The 15,234-nt window shown below is 35.6% G+C and carries 15 protein-coding genes; 13 read left to right on the forward strand and 2 right to left on the reverse strand.

The window, feature by feature from the left end; all coding sequences use genetic code 11:
* Positions 1-12: 12 nt before the first annotated feature.
* Both NST98_RS16220 and NST98_RS16225 read left to right on the forward strand, forming a co-directional pair.
* On the forward strand, positions 13-1,068 hold the full coding sequence (locus tag NST98_RS16220; protein WP_016837971.1) for an ABC transporter ATP-binding protein: 1,056 nt from the start codon (positions 13-15) through the stop codon (positions 1,066-1,068).
* Positions 1,058-1,972 carry an ABC transporter ATP-binding protein gene (locus NST98_RS16225; RefSeq protein WP_340715560.1) on the forward strand — a complete coding sequence of 305 codons (915 nt, stop codon included), beginning with the start codon at positions 1,058-1,060 and terminating at the stop codon, positions 1,970-1,972. Before NST98_RS16220 ends, NST98_RS16225 begins: the two co-directional genes overlap by 11 nt.
* 263 nt (positions 1,973-2,235) lie before the next feature.
* Here NST98_RS16225 and NST98_RS16230 read toward each other — a convergent pair whose 3' ends face one another.
* Positions 2,236-3,321: an LCP family protein gene (locus tag NST98_RS16230; RefSeq protein ID WP_168412861.1), complete on the reverse strand. Its 1,086-nt coding sequence runs from the start codon at positions 3,319-3,321 to the stop codon at positions 2,236-2,238.
* 218 nt (positions 3,322-3,539) lie between these two features.
* Positions 3,540-4,175 (reverse strand): YigZ family protein, encoded by a 636-nt coding sequence (locus tag NST98_RS16235; protein ID WP_016837974.1) that lies wholly within the window; start codon positions 4,173-4,175, stop codon positions 3,540-3,542.
* A 168-nt stretch (positions 4,176-4,343) separates the two neighbouring features.
* Here NST98_RS16235 and NST98_RS16240 point away from each other — a divergent pair, with 168 nt between their 5' ends.
* From NST98_RS16240 to flgL, 11 genes are all read left to right on the forward strand, one after another.
* Positions 4,344-5,516, forward strand: coding sequence for a sensor histidine kinase (locus tag NST98_RS16240; protein ID WP_168412862.1), 1,173 nt, complete (start codon positions 4,344-4,346; stop codon positions 5,514-5,516).
* A 25-nt stretch (positions 5,517-5,541) separates the two neighbouring features.
* Complete coding sequence (locus tag NST98_RS16245; RefSeq protein WP_016837976.1) at positions 5,542-6,216, forward strand: response regulator; 675 nt, start codon at positions 5,542-5,544, stop codon at positions 6,214-6,216.
* A 384-nt stretch (positions 6,217-6,600) separates the two neighbouring features.
* On the forward strand, positions 6,601-7,146 hold the full coding sequence (locus NST98_RS16250) for a nuclear transport factor 2 family protein (protein WP_016837977.1): 546 nt from the start codon (positions 6,601-6,603) through the stop codon (positions 7,144-7,146).
* Positions 7,147-7,768: 622 nt separating this feature from the next.
* Positions 7,769-8,620, forward strand: coding sequence for a DegV family protein (locus NST98_RS16255; RefSeq protein ID WP_016837978.1), 852 nt, complete (start codon positions 7,769-7,771; stop codon positions 8,618-8,620).
* 72 nt (positions 8,621-8,692) lie between these two features.
* Positions 8,693-10,117 (forward strand): DEAD/DEAH box helicase, encoded by a 1,425-nt coding sequence (locus NST98_RS16260; RefSeq protein WP_340715561.1) that lies wholly within the window; start codon positions 8,693-8,695, stop codon positions 10,115-10,117.
* Between the two features lie 26 nt (positions 10,118-10,143).
* Positions 10,144-10,764, forward strand: a complete 621-nt coding sequence (locus tag NST98_RS16265) for a ComF family protein (protein WP_016837980.1) — start codon at positions 10,144-10,146, stop codon at positions 10,762-10,764.
* Between the two features lie 274 nt (positions 10,765-11,038).
* Positions 11,039-11,461 (forward strand): TIGR03826 family flagellar region protein, encoded by a 423-nt coding sequence (locus tag NST98_RS16270; RefSeq protein WP_016837981.1) that lies wholly within the window; start codon positions 11,039-11,041, stop codon positions 11,459-11,461.
* Between the two features lie 151 nt (positions 11,462-11,612).
* Positions 11,613-11,876: a flagellar biosynthesis anti-sigma factor FlgM gene (gene flgM, locus NST98_RS16275; protein WP_016837982.1), complete on the forward strand. Its 264-nt coding sequence runs from the start codon at positions 11,613-11,615 to the stop codon at positions 11,874-11,876.
* Between the two features lie 119 nt (positions 11,877-11,995).
* Positions 11,996-12,493 (forward strand): flagellar protein FlgN, encoded by a 498-nt coding sequence (locus tag NST98_RS16280; protein ID WP_340715562.1) that lies wholly within the window; start codon positions 11,996-11,998, stop codon positions 12,491-12,493.
* Between the two features lie 79 nt (positions 12,494-12,572).
* On the forward strand, positions 12,573-14,201 hold the full coding sequence (gene flgK, locus NST98_RS16285) for a flagellar hook-associated protein FlgK (protein WP_340715563.1): 1,629 nt from the start codon (positions 12,573-12,575) through the stop codon (positions 14,199-14,201).
* Between the two features lie 41 nt (positions 14,202-14,242).
* The gene (flgL, locus tag NST98_RS16290) at positions 14,243-15,154 is read left to right on the forward strand and encodes a flagellar hook-associated protein FlgL (RefSeq protein ID WP_016837985.1); all 912 of its coding nucleotides are present in this window, start codon (positions 14,243-14,245) and stop codon (positions 15,152-15,154) included.
* Positions 15,155-15,234 lie beyond the last annotated feature (80 nt).

Genomic DNA, 15,234 nt, shown 5'->3' on the forward strand with positions numbered 1-15,234 from the left:
AGGGGTGGAAAGATGAAAAAACCATTGTTAGAAGTAAAGAATTTAAAAATAAACTTTAAAACATATGCAGGACTTGTTCAAGCGGTACGAGGGGTAGAATTTACATTATATGAAGGCGAAACTTTAGCAATTGTTGGCGAATCAGGTTCGGGAAAAAGTGTTACCAGTAATGCGATTATGAAATTGATTCCTGAGCCGCCTGGCATTTATGCAGATGGACAAATCTTATTTGAAGGAAAAGATTTAATTCCGCTTTCAGATAAAGAAATGTCAAAAATTCGCGGTAATGATATCGCGATGATTTTCCAAGATCCGATGACGGCTTTAAACCCAACTATCCGTGTTGGAAAGCAGATAATGGAAGTCATTTTAAAACATAAAAAAGTTTCTAAACAAGAAGCGAAAGAAAGAGCGATAGAGTTGCTTCGCCAAGTAGGTATACCAATGCCTGAAAAACGGTTTAACCAATATCCGCATGAATTTAGCGGTGGGATGCGTCAGCGTGTGGTTATTGCCATTGCTCTTGCCGCTGATCCGAAATTGCTAATTGCTGATGAACCAACAACTGCACTTGATGTTACAATTCAAGCGCAAATTTTGGAATTATTGAAGGAAATTCAAAAGGAACGGAAAACGTCTATTATTTTTATTACCCATGATTTAGGGGTTGTAGCAAATGTTGCAGATCGTGTAGCGGTGATGTACGCTGGCCAAATTGTGGAATACGGAACAGTCAACGATATTTTCTACAATCCTAAACATCCTTACACTTGGGGATTACTTGGCTCTATGCCTGATTTAAATAATAAAAGCGACGAAAAATTGTTTGCAATTCCAGGTTCTCCACCAGATTTAACAAATCCGCCAAAAGGAGATGCTTTTGCACCTCGAAACAAATATGCATTAGCAATTGATTTTGAAAAAGAACCGCCAATGTTTAAAGTATCGGAAACACATTATGCAAAAACATGGTTGTTGCATGAATATGCACCGAAAATTGACATTCCGGAACCTATCGTCAGAAGAATGGAAAGATATAAAAAGGAGGCTGAATTAAGTGAATCATAAGTTATTAGAGGTAAAAAATTTAACTCAATATTTCGGCTCTCCTTCCAATCCTATTAAAGCAGTTGATGGAATTAGTTTCCATATTTTTGAAGGGGAAACGTTAGGACTTGTTGGTGAATCTGGTTCCGGTAAATCAACGACAGGTCGTTCCATTATTGGTCTTTATAACATGACCGATGGCGAAGTGATTTTTAAAGGAAAAAATGTTCACAAAATCAAATCAAAGAAAGAGCAAAAGCAATTAAAACGTGAAATGCAAATGATTTTCCAAGATCCATATGCTTCATTGAATCCGCGTATGACAGCAGGTGAAATCATCAGTGAAGCATTTGATATTCACGGTCTTTATAAAAATAAAAAAGAACGCCAAGAAAGAATTGTTTCCTTATTAGAAGCCGTTGGTTTAAATCGTGAACATATGACAAGATATCCCCATGAATTTTCCGGTGGACAAAGACAACGTATTGGTATTGCAAGAGCGTTAAGTTTAAATCCGAGTTTTATTATTGCTGATGAACCCATTTCAGCACTAGACGTTTCCATTCAAGCACAAGTTGTCAATTTATTAAAAGAACTTCAAGAAGAACGGAATTTAACGTACTTATTTATTGCGCATGATTTATCGATGGTGAAATATATCAGCGATCGAATTGCTGTGATGTATCGCGGAAAAATTGTGGAGTTAGGGGATGCAGAAGAAATTTATCATCACCCTATTCATCCATATACAAAATCATTACTATCAGCAGTTCCGCTCCCAGATCCGATTTTGGAAAGAAAACGGAAACGAATTCCGTATGTACAAGAAGAAACGTCGGATTTTGCATCAATGCACGAACCATTGCCGAATCATTTCGTATATGGTACGGATGAACAGCTAAATAAATGGTTAAAACAAGCCTAACTATAATGCTGTTTGTTAGATGCAACTTTCTTTTCAAATTAAAATGTAATCTGTTGCTTAAGGGGACATGAATTCCCCTTAAGCCGTTTTATTATTGCTAAATGTTGAATTAAGGTTTTCCTCAACTATCCAAATTTCAATTTTTCAATGAATAAATTTATATACAACTGTTCAAACTGGAGAATGAAAATACTACTCCCCTTTCCAATATAAAAAATACACTCTCAAGCTACTGAGAGTGTATTTTGCCTATTGTCAATTATTTATCGATTCCAATTTGATGAGTAAGAATATGAACCAACATCTACTTGCTGTGTTTCATCGTCGCTACCGATTTCAGAGATATTAGAACTTGCATTGCTTGGGATGATTTCTAAATGGCTTTTTAAGATTTGTTTTGTCTCTTCTAAAGATTCTCGATCTAACATGTAATAATAAATTCCTGTAGACATATCACCTTGACCTTGTAACGTTAAAGTATCAATTTGTGGCATGCCACCTGAGAAATACGTAAGGAACGATTTCATATCATCGAATGTTAAGTTAGTTTTCATGTTGTCACCGATTGCCAAAAGAACTTCATCGTATTTCGTGATGGAGGATAAGGAAAGTGCTTTATTGGCAATGGCTTTAATAATATCTTGTTGACGCTCACCACGAGCAAAATCTGTATCATGTTTACGAGTTCGTGCTAATGCTAATGCTTTTCGCCCATCTAGATGATGGTATCCAGGCTCTAAATAAATAGAATAGCGGTCGTTTTCGTCTTTTTCATAGAAGGCATATGGAATGTTAACTTCTAAATCGATACCGCCAAGCGCATCGACTACATCGATAAATGCATTAAAATTCATGCGTACATAATAGTCGACAGGAATATCAAATAATTCTTCTATTGTTTCGATTGTTGCCACTGTGCCTCCAAAAGCATGTGCGTGCGTAATTTTATCTTGATATCCTACTTTTGGTATGTACACATATGAATCCCGAGGGATACTGACTAATTTTGCTGTTTTTGCTTCACGATTAAGTGTCATTAATAAAAGGGCGTCTGAACGAGAATGATCGGAACCTTGACCCCGTGTCTCGCTGTCATCCACACCGATAAACAATATGGAAATGTTATCGATTTCAGCTTCAGCTTTTATTTCCCTTTTAGGAGAAGATTGTCGTTCCTCAAGCTCTTCGTAAGATTGTTTTGCTGCGTATTCAGCTTTTTTCGTTAAATAAATTCCATAAGCTGTTGCACAAATTAAGAATGAAGCCGACAAAAGTGCTAATACTTTAAGTACTAGCGAAAACTTTGTCGAACGTTTTCCTTTTTTCTCCTTTTTCTGCATTCGTTTCATTATATATACTCTCCTCTATATATGTAGGAATGTTGATTTTGTACGGCTTGTTATGTTTATTATGGATTTCAACTTAAGATTCATCACAGGTAAATCTTATGTGAAAAGCAAAATTGTTCAATACGTATAATTATACAATGTTGTCGAAAAACAGTAAATTGAAAAATTATGACAATGAAATATTGACAAAAAAGAAATTTTTTCGAGGACTGAAACGATTATGAAATGACTTTTTCAATAAACATTTTGTCAATACATGTAATTGTCGCTTGTCCGTTAGTTAATTCTGTCATCCATTCGACAAAGGCTTGTTCTTCGTCTTTTAAGACATGAACGATGATATCGACATTGTCAGCATATTGGATTTCAGCTAATGTATATTTCGAATTTCGAATTTCATTTTCCACTTTACCAAGCCATGTATAATCAATCGTTACTTTCATTACATGATGTAGTCTTCTTTCCACTACTTGGGCAGCCGCAATCCCTTCTGTAGTAGCTTTTCCGTATGCCCGAACAAGCCCTCCAGCTCCAAGTTTAATGCCACCGAAATATCGAGTAACAACAACGACAGTATCTTGTAGTCCTTGTTTTTTTAGCACCTCTAACATAGGAACGCCAGCAGTTCCGCTAGGTTCCCCATCATCGTTCGCTTTTTGAATTTGATTATGCTCGCCAATCATATAGCAAGAACAGTTGTGGGTAGCATTATAATGCATCTTTTTTATTTTATTAATAAAATTAATAGCTTCTTCTTCAGTTTCAGCCCTGTCAACATAAGCGATAAATCGAGATTTCGATATAACAATCTCTTTTTCTCCATAACCCTTAACAGTTTTGTAGTCCTTTCGCATTACAAAAACTCCTTTATTTTCCAAAAAAACGAATTCCTTGTAATAAAAAATTTTCTTAAAAGTTTACTGGAAAATGGTATAATAATGTTAGAATAATATAATCATTAAATACTAATAGTTGCTCACATATAATTTATTATATTACACCAATTGGATTGGGGACAAATCATGTATTTTGATGAAAAAAACAAAATTGATATCCAATCGATTGATTTTATTTTTAATCGGATGATTGAAAATATTACCAATTCGAAAAACGATATTTTTATAATCAGCGAACAAAGCCGTAGAAGCTTTGAGGAAATGAAAATCGAATTGGAATTAATTAAGCAGAAATTAAAAGTAGTTATTCAGAATAGTGATAATTTAGCTCGCCAAACGCAACTGGCAAAACAAAGGCTAGTAGAAGTTAGCAGACATTTCGATAAATATTCAGAACAGCAAGTCAGAGAGGCTTATGAAACTGCCAACGACTTGCAAATTCGGTTATCACTTTCCGAGGCCGAAGAAAAAAGCCTACGAGAGAAACGTGATGACCTTGAACGGCGTCTAAAAGTATTATACGATACAATACAACGAGCCGACCATATCGTTAATCAAGTGAATGTCGTGTTAAATTATTTAACATCCGATTTGAAAAATGTGGGTGCAGCACTTGAGCAGGCAAAATTAAAACATGAATTTGGCATAAATATCATTGCCGCTCAAGAAGAGGAAAGAAAAAAATTGTCTCGTGAAATTCACGATGGACCTGCACAAATCATGGCAAATGTTTTGATGCGAGCTGATTTAATTGAGAAAACATATCGTGAAAGAGGCATTGATGCCGCTATAAAGGAAATTTCAGAACTCAAGAAAACAGTTAGAGAAGCATTGTCTGAAGTAAGAAGGATTATTTACGATTTACGTCCTATGGCATTAGATGATCTTGGCATTGTGCCGACATTAAAAAAATATTTGTCCACAATTATGGAATATAACAAGGGTGTAGACATTCATTTTCAATCTCTTAATAATGAAACGAGACTTCCTTCAAATTATGAAGTCGCAATTTTCCGATTAGTGCAGGAATGCGTGAATAATTCAGTAAAACATGGAAACCCAACAGATATTTGGGTTAAACTAGAATGGAATCTTAACAATTTAAATGTTATTGTAAAAGATAACGGTAGTGGTTTCGACTTAGAAGCCAAAAGAGAGCAATCTTTTGGAATTATTGGAATGAGAGAACGAGTTGAAATTTTAAAAGGTTCGATGGATATTAAAACGAAAATTGGAAATGGAACTGTAGTTATGTTTAAAATACCATATCCAAATAACGAACAGAAATTTCAACTGTAATATACTTGTTAAGGGGGAATGCTTTGTGACAAGAATAATCATTATTGACGATCACCAATTATTCCGAGAAGGAGTAAAACGTATTTTAGAGTTTGAAGAATCCTTTGAGGTTGTTGCAGAAGGCGATGACGGCAGCGACATCATCAGTTTATATAGAGACTATTTACCAGATGTAGTGTTAATGGATATCAATATGCCAGGTAAAAATGGCGTAGATGCAACAAAAGAATTAATTCAAGAATTTCCAGATGCAAAAGTAATTATGCTTTCGATTCATGATGATGAATCATATGTTACGCACGCTTTAAAATCCGGTGCTTTAGGATATATGCTGAAAGAAATGGATGCAGATGAAATAGTAGAAGCAATCAAGGTTGTTGCAAATGGAGGATCTTACTTGCATCCAAAAGTAACGAAAAATTTAGTAGCTGAATTCCGTCGCCTAAGTGAGCATGAAAATAAAGGAAACTTCCATCAAACAGAAATTCGTCGTCCATTCCACTTGCTCACAAAACGTGAATGTGAAGTACTGCAATTATTAACTGATGGACAATCTAACCGTGCAATTGGTGAAACATTGTTCATTTCTGAAAAGACAGTGAAAAACCACGTATCTAGCATTCTACAAAAAATGAATGTAAATGACCGTACACAAGCTGTCGTAACCGCTATTAAAAACGGTTGGGTGGAAGTACGATAATTCCATAAGCACCAAGAACAAATTTACATACTGTAATTTTGTAAGAGGTTGGGACAGAACTAAAATTAGCCTTCTTAAAAAGAATTATCATACGCATTTTGGTATATAATTAAAAAACCGAACGATATTGAAGCTCAAAATAGAGTTTCAAATAATCGTTCGGTTTTTTTTATAGGCTGAAAACCTTTTGTTCTTGTTTTTTTTTGAATTCAATTATGCAAATGGTGCGTAATGGAGAGGATTTGTAAATCGAGGCAACTAAGTTTAAGGTGATTTCGTCTTAAGTAGATGATGAAAAGTTTCTTGTATTTTCGACAAAAATCTGCATCAATAGAAATGGTAGTTGCTCATATGCTACAATATTACCTTGGGAGGTAAGGGTAAATGAAGAACTGGTTGATTTTGGTAGTTGCAGCAGTATTCCTGCTAACTGCATGTGGAAATAATAATGCTGATTCTGAACCTGAAGCAATTTCATCCGTAGAAAATACAACTGGGGAGTCAGATGAGGCAATTGGATTTGAAATGATCGGTGACCAATTTGTTGAAGCGACGAATGTTCCTACAGATGAAAAAGTAAAAATTATTGCTGCCTTTGATGAATATATTAATTCATTTAATGCGAAAGATATTGATCGCTACGCAAATGTTCTTTCCAAAAATGCAATTGGATTTAATTATGAAGAAGAAATTAAAATGTTAAAAGAAACATTTAAAAATCATGATGTGAAATTAAAGGATTCAGATGCAACGATTGTGAAGTATAACGAAGACGAAGCTCATGTGGTTGCGAATATTGATTATCATGTGAAAGAACATGGAACAGATGCAACACTTAATCGTACGGTTAGACAAGTAACAATCTTTGTAAAGGAAAATGATGATTGGAAAATAACAAGGATTGTAGGAATGGAAAAATTAGACCAGTAAAAGAAAAAAGGATCATCCAACTTTGGATTGGATGATATTTTTTTGTGCAGGAAGGTAGGCGGGAGTGGCTAATATCTTTCGAACATAATTAAGGAAGTGTTTTTTGGCTTGGCTATTATATTTCGAAAATTGGCTATTATCTACCGAAGTTTGACTATTATCCTATCTTCAGGAGATTGATTTTTATTGCTTGGCAAATATTTTCCCGAATTTGACTATTATCTAGCTCGAATTGGCTAATATCTTCTGAAGTTTGACTATTATCCCATCTTCAGGGGATTGATTTTTATCGCTTGGCAATTATTTTCTTGAATTTGACTATTATCATGCTCACATTGGCTAATATCTACCGAAGTTTGACTATTATCCCATCTTCAGGGGATTGATTTTTATCGCTTGGCAATTATTTTCTTGAATTTGACTATTATCATGCTCACATTGGCTAATATCTACCGAAGTTTGACTATTATCCTTTTAGAAAATTTTAATACTTAAATTTTGTTAATATCACATGAGCAAGTTTTTTCTCTTTCAAGTCTCACAATCATTCTTTTTGTAGTTTTTTTCTTATTAACAAGAATGCATTATTACTGTATGATAAATTACATAGGAGAGTGAATATATGAGCATCGCAGTTGTAACGGACAGTACAGCTTATTTATCGCCTGAAGAACGTGAAAAATACAATATTTATATGATTCCATTAAGTGTGACATTAGAAGATGGTGTGTTTGAAGAAGAAGTCGAAATTCATGCAAAAGAGTTTTACGATAAAGTTCGTGAAGCAAAGGTGTTCCCAAAGACGACTCAACCGCCTATTGGTAAATTTATGGAATTATTTGAAACATTATCGAAAGACTATGATGAAGTTATCTGCATCCATTTATCGAGCGGAATTAGCGGGACATTTCAAAGTGCATTGCAGGCAGGTAATATAATAGAAGGTATTAAAGTGCATGGCTTTGATAGTGAAATTTCTTGTGCGCCGCAAGGATACTACGCAGTGCAGGCAGCAAAAATGGCGAAAGAAGGAAAAACTTCTGATGAAATATTAGAGAAATTAGAAGAAATAAAAAGTCGCATGCGTGCTTATTTTATTGTTGATGACTTGTCTCATTTACAACGGGGAGGAAGATTATCATCTGCAGCTGCCATTGTGGGAGGATTGTTGCAAATTAAGCCAGTTCTTCATTTCGAAAATAAAGTTATTGTCCCATTTGAAAAGATTCGCACGAAGAAAAAAGCCTTAAGCCGTGTGGAAGAACTGCTTTCGCAAGATGCAGCTAAATATGATCGCATTCATGCTATGGTGATTCATGCCAATCGTGAACAAGAAGCACTAGAGTGGATGGCGAAAATGCAAGAAAAGTTTCCAAACGTGGAATTTCATTTAAGTTATTTTGGACCAGTGATTGGCACTCATTTAGGAGAAGGCTCATTAGGATTAGGCTGGGTTCCGGTAATGGAAGAGTAAAAGTTTGTAGTCTCTACTGTAAATAGTAGAGGCTTTTTTTATTGATATTAGGAGATTTAAAAGGAGGATTGTATGAAACGCAAAGTGCAGCTAACTAAAGCAAGACAATATAAAGGAATCATCGTAGAACCTGAAATTCGTGAATTCTTTATCGGGAAAGTTTGGTCCAGGGAAAATACTCCTTTTTCAAAAGAAAAGATTGATCGTTATATCGAAAACAACTATTTCAAAGTAAAGCCTGCTATTTCAGAAAAACATTCTTTTTTCCCCTTCTTTAATAAAAAATATATTTGCAACCGCTGTTCTAATGATATTCAACAAGAATTTGTAGAATTTGAATGTGCGCGATGCAGGAAAATTTGCGTTTACTGTAGACATTGCATCAATATGGGGAGAATGAGTAGTTGTACAGATCTCCTCCTTTGGAATGGTCCGAGTGAAAAATTTCCTAAACATCACATACTCGACTGGAATGGCATGTTTACGGAGCTTCAGCAAAAAGCTTCAAAAGAGCTGCTAGACAGCATAATCCAACAACGGAACCATCTCTTGCATGCGGTGTGTGGTGCGGGTAAAACTGAGATTTTGTTTCCCGCCGTTTTCCATTGTTTACAAGAAGGATTAAGAATTTGTATTGCAACGCCAAGAACAGATGTCGTATTAGAATTATTTCCTCGTTTTCAAAAAGTTTTTCCGAATACGGTTATCCATGCCTATTATGGCAATGCCCCAAAACAAAAGGGAACCGCTCAACTCGTCATCGCAACGACACATCAACTTTATCGCTTTGAAGAGGCATTTGATATGGTCATAGTGGATGAAGCGGATGCGTTTCCATATACTTACGATATTTCATTGCAAAAGGCGGTATGGAAATCAAAGAAGAAAGGAGCTCCTGTCGCACTTGTCACGGCAACTCCATCTGTTCAAATTTTATCGAAAGTTAAAAAAGACGGATGGGGTTATTCGTTTATTCCGAAGCGATATCATGGTCATTCGCTCCCAGTACCTCGATTTGAGTCCCTTTGGTTTTATGAAAGGCAAATAAATAAAGGAAGAATTCCAAAAAAATTAGCGCTATGGACGAAATCGAGAATTGAGCAAGGAGAACCCTTTTTCATTTTCTTTCCGACGATTCACTTAATGCAAAAAGCCGCACCACTATTTCAACAAATTCATCCTGACATTTTAAGCGTTCATGCCAAAGATCCAGAACGGAAAGAGAAAGTCATGAAATTGAGAAATGAAGAAATCCCTGGATTATTAACAACGACAATATTAGAAAGAGGGGTAACAATCAGCAATGTGCAAGTTGCGGTCGTAGGGGCAGAATCAAAAATTTTTACATCGAGCGCGTTGATTCAAATAAGCGGTCGTGTTGGGAGAAATGTAAATTTTCCTGGCGGTGAGATCGTCTTTTTCCATCACGGAATCTCGGTTGAAATGGATGCAGCGAGAAATGAAATCCTTCGATTAAATAAGGAGGGATTTCAATAGGACAATCGAATAAAAAGGAGGATAAAATGAATCGTAACGAAGTCGAGAATTGCCTTCTTTGCAACGCACCATTAAATAGTCAGATGGATTGGAAACGGCTTTTCTTCAATCGATTTCCGAAAGTTATTTGCCAAGAATGCGAGAATCAATTCGAGTGGTGTCTCCATGAACAGGATGAAGAAGTAGTATCGTTATATTACTATAACGAAGCGATGCAAGATTATTTACATCGTTATAAGTTCATGCATGATGTGCTGCTCGCAAAAGTGTTTCGTGAAGAAATTTATTACAATTTAAAAAATCGGAAAGAAATGATAGTCCCAATACCGATGCATCCTGAAAAATTAAAGGAACGCACCTTTAGCCATGTGGATGAATTACTGAAGGAAGCACGAATCCCTTATGTTCATTTGTTGGAGAAAATAACGACAGAAACTCAAGGAGGAAAAACGAGAAAGGAACGGATGAATACGCCACAAATTTTTAAATTAAAAAAAACCGTACAAGTGGAAGGAAAAGAAATTCTCCTTGTTGATGATATATATACGACAGGAACGACAATCAGACATGCCAAACGGGTCCTTATTGAAGGAGGTGCCAAATCGGTAAAAGCTTTTACGTTAATAAAGTCGGGTTTCTATAAATGAAGAGAAAATTTGCAATAACTCCTATGAGTAGAGATAAGAAACTGAGCAATGAGCGATCCATTAAAAAATCTGTTTTTTTAGCATATACTACACAAAATGTCACAATTAAAATCTTGCCAAAATGTTAAAAAAGTGTGAACATTATTTACAAAATTAGTTACTAGATAATAGTATTTTTTTATCAAAATATGACAATTTACTATATTGTTGTATAATGGTTTTAATACGATGTGGATATTTTAGTCAATCTTCTTTATTGATAGGGGGGCTAGTTTTGGCAGAGATCCGAAATTGTCCGAGTTGTGGTGAATTTTTTAACTATACAGGCATTAGAGATGTTTGTTATAAATGTTCTCAAAAAGAAGAAGAAATGTATCAAATTGTTTATCGTTTTTTAAGAAAACGAGAAAACCGTGCTGCGACAGTGGATCGAATAGTAGAGGCAACAGGAGTAGATAAGGAATTATTGTTTAAATGGGTACGTAAAGGGCGCCTTCATCCAGCAGTTTTTCCAAACTTAGGCTATCCATGCGATAACTGTGGACGTTTAACGAAAAAAGGGAAGCTATGTGAAAGTTGCGTTACTGAATTAAAATCAGATTTGCGTACTTTTGAAGCGGCGAAAGAATTTAGAGAAAGTATTGAAAAAAGTGAACGTCTTACTTATCTAGCTGATAAGGAAAAAAATAAAAAATAATAATAAACGGCTCACAATTTGCTCACGTCGCCATTGTTGTTATACTAAATAATGGTGTAAAGCAGATGTGAGTTTTTTTATTTAACTCATTTAACATTTTCGTGAACAAACCGAAATAATAACTAGACAGGTTATGAAGGGGGGCTAACTTGTGAAAATCAATCCAATCAATACGAATTCAGTAAATCCTTATACGAAACAACAGCGAAATGTGAATACTGTAAAAGCAAAAAATGCTTTTGCAGATAGAATAGAAATTTCAGATGCAGCAAAAGAAATGCAGGTAGTGTCCGATTATAGTCAAGAGCGTGCGGAAAAAATCCAAAAATTAAAAAAGGAAATCCAATCAGGTCAATATAAAGTCGATGCTCAGAAAGTGGCTGAGGATATGTTGAAATATTACCGTCTCCGTTAAGATGACTCAAAACAAAATCATCGAGATAAAAGAAATTTTTTCAATGAGCTTATATTAAGCAAGCTCGATGAAAAGATTTCTTGAGATCAAAAGGAATTTATTTAAAGGAGTTCAAAACCATGTCAGTTCAACCGATTATTTCAATTTTAGAGAAGCTTGAAAAAATGCATAAAAGTTTGCTGGAGCATGCGTATAGAAAGACGGAACTTGTGAAAAACAATGACATGGAAGAACTGGATAAAATATTAAAAGTTGAACAATCACATGTGGCTGCGATCGAACAATTAGAACAGCTGCGTCAAAAGAAGGTTGTGGAATATTTTCAGTCAAAAGGCATCGAAATGTCTAGTGTTCCAACGATTGCGGAGTTATTGGAAGCGGTGGAAGACGAAGAAGAGCGGCAAAAGTTAGCGGATGTTCGCAATCGATTATTGAAACTAGTTGAAAATTTAAAAATTCAAAATGATTTGAATCAACAGCTTATTTACAATTCACTGCAATTAGTGAATGTGACATTGAATATGTTGCGACCGCAGCCTGAAGAAATTAACTATTCTGAAAAAACGGTGCGCGGTGGAAATGCTCCCCGTCAGTCGCTGTTTGATTCGCAAGCATAGAGGAACGATTGTATGGAGGAGGGGACACTTGGCCCCTTCCAAAATCTTGAATACATATTTTAGGTAAGGAGGAGTCTATATGCGCTCCACATTTATGGGGTTAGAAACAAGTAAGCGTGGTATTTTTACTCAACAAAGCGCTCTCTATACAACAGGACATAATATTGCGAATGCGAATACGGTTGGTTATTCTCGTCAGAGGGTAAACATGGAGCCGACTTTAGGATATCCAGGTATGGGGTTAAATGCACCAAAAACTGCTGGATTTATTGGGACAGGTGTTAAAGCAGGGTCTGTACAGCGAATTCGAGATGAATTTATTGATCGCCAATATCGTCAAGAAACGAACAAACTTGGATATTGGGATTCGAAAGCAAAAGCGATTGCTCAAATGGAAGATATTATGTCAGAACCTTCTGAGTATGGATTGGATGAAGCATTTCGCATGTTTTGGAGCGCCCTTCAAGATGTAAGTACAAACCCGGAAGATACAGCTGCTCGGAAAGTAGCGATTCAAAGAGCAGTGCATTTAGCAGATTCTTTCAATTATATTGAGACACAGTTAAAGCAAATTCAAGGAAACTTAGGAAACGAAATTAAAGTTTCGGTTGCAGACATCAATTCTATATTAGAACAAATCGCCGACATTAACCGACAAATTCAAGCGGTTGAACCAAACGGCTATGTGCCAAATGATTTATATGACCAACGAGATTTATTAGTGGATAAATTAAATGAATATTTACCAGTTTCCATTGAGCGAATTCCTTCTGGAGGGAATGCATCGAAAGTAGCGGAAGGAAGTTTAAAAATTACTTTAAATACTGGTAAAAAAGATGCTAGTGGTAAACCGATAGAAATTGTATTAGTTGATGGTAGAAATGCTGCCACTCTAAAAGCAATTGATACAAATGGTACTGAAGTTGATGGGGTTGTCGATAACATTGGAACAAGTGACACATACTACCTGTTCCAACACTTAGAAATTGTAGAAGCAAATGGTAATGTAACAACCGTTCAAAAGGGTGAATTTGAAGAGTTTAAAGGTAAGCTAGTATCTTTAATTGATTCATATGGGTATGAAACTGAAAAAGGCTATTACCCAGAAATGTTGAGTAATTTAAAGAAGTTAGCTGATGCGTTCATAGAAGTTTTTAATACTGTACACGAAGCAGGATATACGTTAGGTACTGATGATCAACCTTCCCCAACTGGTATTACATTCTTTGAAAGAGATGCAACAGGGCAAGTGAAAGTACGAGATGAAATTATTAATAACCCTAATTTATTAGCTGCATCGGATGTGGAAGATGAAGAAGGAAACGGTAAATGGGCGCTTATTTTAGCAAATTTGCAATCGATGCCAATGGCAAATGGAGCTGAGGTAGGTACTGAGGTAATCCAGGTAACATTAACATTATCTCCAGATATAGATTTAGATGGTGCAACTTTCCAATCCTTCTATCAAGGACTCGTTGGACAACTTGGAGTCGATGGTCAGAAAGCGAATTTGCTTAAAACAAACTCAGAAACGATTCGTCTAACAGTTGAAAACAACCGTGCTTCGATGAGCTCTGTTTCTCTCGACGAGGAGATGACGGATATGATTCGTTTCCAACAAGCATATAACGCTAGCGCTCGCATGATTACAGTCATCGATGAAACTTTAGATAAAATTATTAACGGTATGGGTAGAGTAGGATTGTAATCGTTTAACGTCCTTTAATCGCAATGGAAAGGAGCAAGAATATGCGCGTAACACAATCCATGTTATCAAATAACATGCTTCGAAACTTAAGCAATAGTTATTCGAAAATGGGGAAATTACAAGAACAAATTACTTCTGGCAAAAAATTTGTGCGTTTATCTGATGATCCCGTTTCAGCGGTTCGAGGTATGAGCTATCGAACAGACTTAAATAAAGCGGAACAGTTTACTCGCAATATGTTGATGGTAAATACTTGGTTAGATACTACTGATGATGCACTTGATCAAGTAGGATCCGCCTTGCAGAGAGTTAAGGAACTTATTGTTCAAGCTGCCAATGACACGAATACAAAAGAGGATCGTGATAAAATTAAAGTTGAAATTAACCAAATCCGTCAACAATTGAAAGATATAGCAAATACGAAAGTAGCGGATAAATATATATTCTCAGGTACAAAAACTCATTCTCCTATATTCAATACAGATGGTCAATATAATGGTGATAACATAAATTCAGAAGATGTTATTATTGAAGTATTTGATGGCATTACGTTAAATGTGAATATAACAGGAGAAGTGCTATTTAAAGATATAGATGATTTTATGGCTCAAGTCTATAATCTTTTAGATAGTGGAGCGTCAGGTTCGCAAATCACAGAAGCTCTTGGTATGGAATTGAATGATGGTACCGGAACAATACCGGCACTAGACAAATTATACGAAAATGTATTAGCTGAACGCTCTGATGTAGGTGCTCGTCAAAACAGAGTAGAAATGATGACACACCGTTTATCAAAACATGGGATTAATATTACAAAACGATTATCTGAAAATGAAGATGTTGACTATGCAAAAGCTATAACGGAAATGGTGACAGCGGAATCGATTCACCAAGCAGCTCTTTCTGTCGGAGCAAAGATTATTCAACAAACTCTAGTCGATTTTATTCGATAATTGTTGCAGGTTAGTTACTACAAGATAACTTCATTGAAATATAAACTAAGATAAAATTAGGCGTTTGGACAATTTGTTCA

This window comes from Ureibacillus sp. FSL W8-0352 (genome assembly GCF_038004345.1).
GTDB lineage: Bacteria > Bacillota > Bacilli > Bacillales_A > Planococcaceae > Ureibacillus > Ureibacillus thermosphaericus.

Excerpts from the sequence above, each read along its gene's own strand:
- NST98_RS16220 (WP_016837971.1), top strand. The coding sequence starts at position 13 with ATGAAAAAACCATTGTTAGAAGTAAAGAATTTAAAAATAAACTTTAAA.
- NST98_RS16230 (WP_168412861.1), bottom strand. The coding sequence starts at position 3,321 with ATGAAACGAATGCAGAAAAAGGAGAAAAAAGGAAAACGTTCGACAAAG.
- NST98_RS16235 (WP_016837974.1), bottom strand. The coding sequence starts at position 4,175 with ATGCGAAAGGACTACAAAACTGTTAAGGGTTATGGAGAAAAAGAGATT.
- NST98_RS16240 (WP_168412862.1), top strand. The coding sequence starts at position 4,344 with ATGTATTTTGATGAAAAAAACAAAATTGATATCCAATCGATTGATTTT.
- NST98_RS16250 (WP_016837977.1), top strand. The coding sequence starts at position 6,601 with ATGAAGAACTGGTTGATTTTGGTAGTTGCAGCAGTATTCCTGCTAACT.
- NST98_RS16255 (WP_016837978.1), top strand. The coding sequence starts at position 7,769 with ATGAGCATCGCAGTTGTAACGGACAGTACAGCTTATTTATCGCCTGAA.
- NST98_RS16260 (WP_340715561.1), top strand. The coding sequence starts at position 8,693 with ATGAAACGCAAAGTGCAGCTAACTAAAGCAAGACAATATAAAGGAATC.
- NST98_RS16265 (WP_016837980.1), top strand. The coding sequence starts at position 10,144 with ATGAATCGTAACGAAGTCGAGAATTGCCTTCTTTGCAACGCACCATTA.
- NST98_RS16280 (WP_340715562.1), top strand. The coding sequence starts at position 11,996 with ATGTCAGTTCAACCGATTATTTCAATTTTAGAGAAGCTTGAAAAAATG.
- flgK (WP_340715563.1), top strand. The coding sequence starts at position 12,573 with ATGCGCTCCACATTTATGGGGTTAGAAACAAGTAAGCGTGGTATTTTT.
- flgL (WP_016837985.1), top strand. The coding sequence starts at position 14,243 with ATGCGCGTAACACAATCCATGTTATCAAATAACATGCTTCGAAACTTA.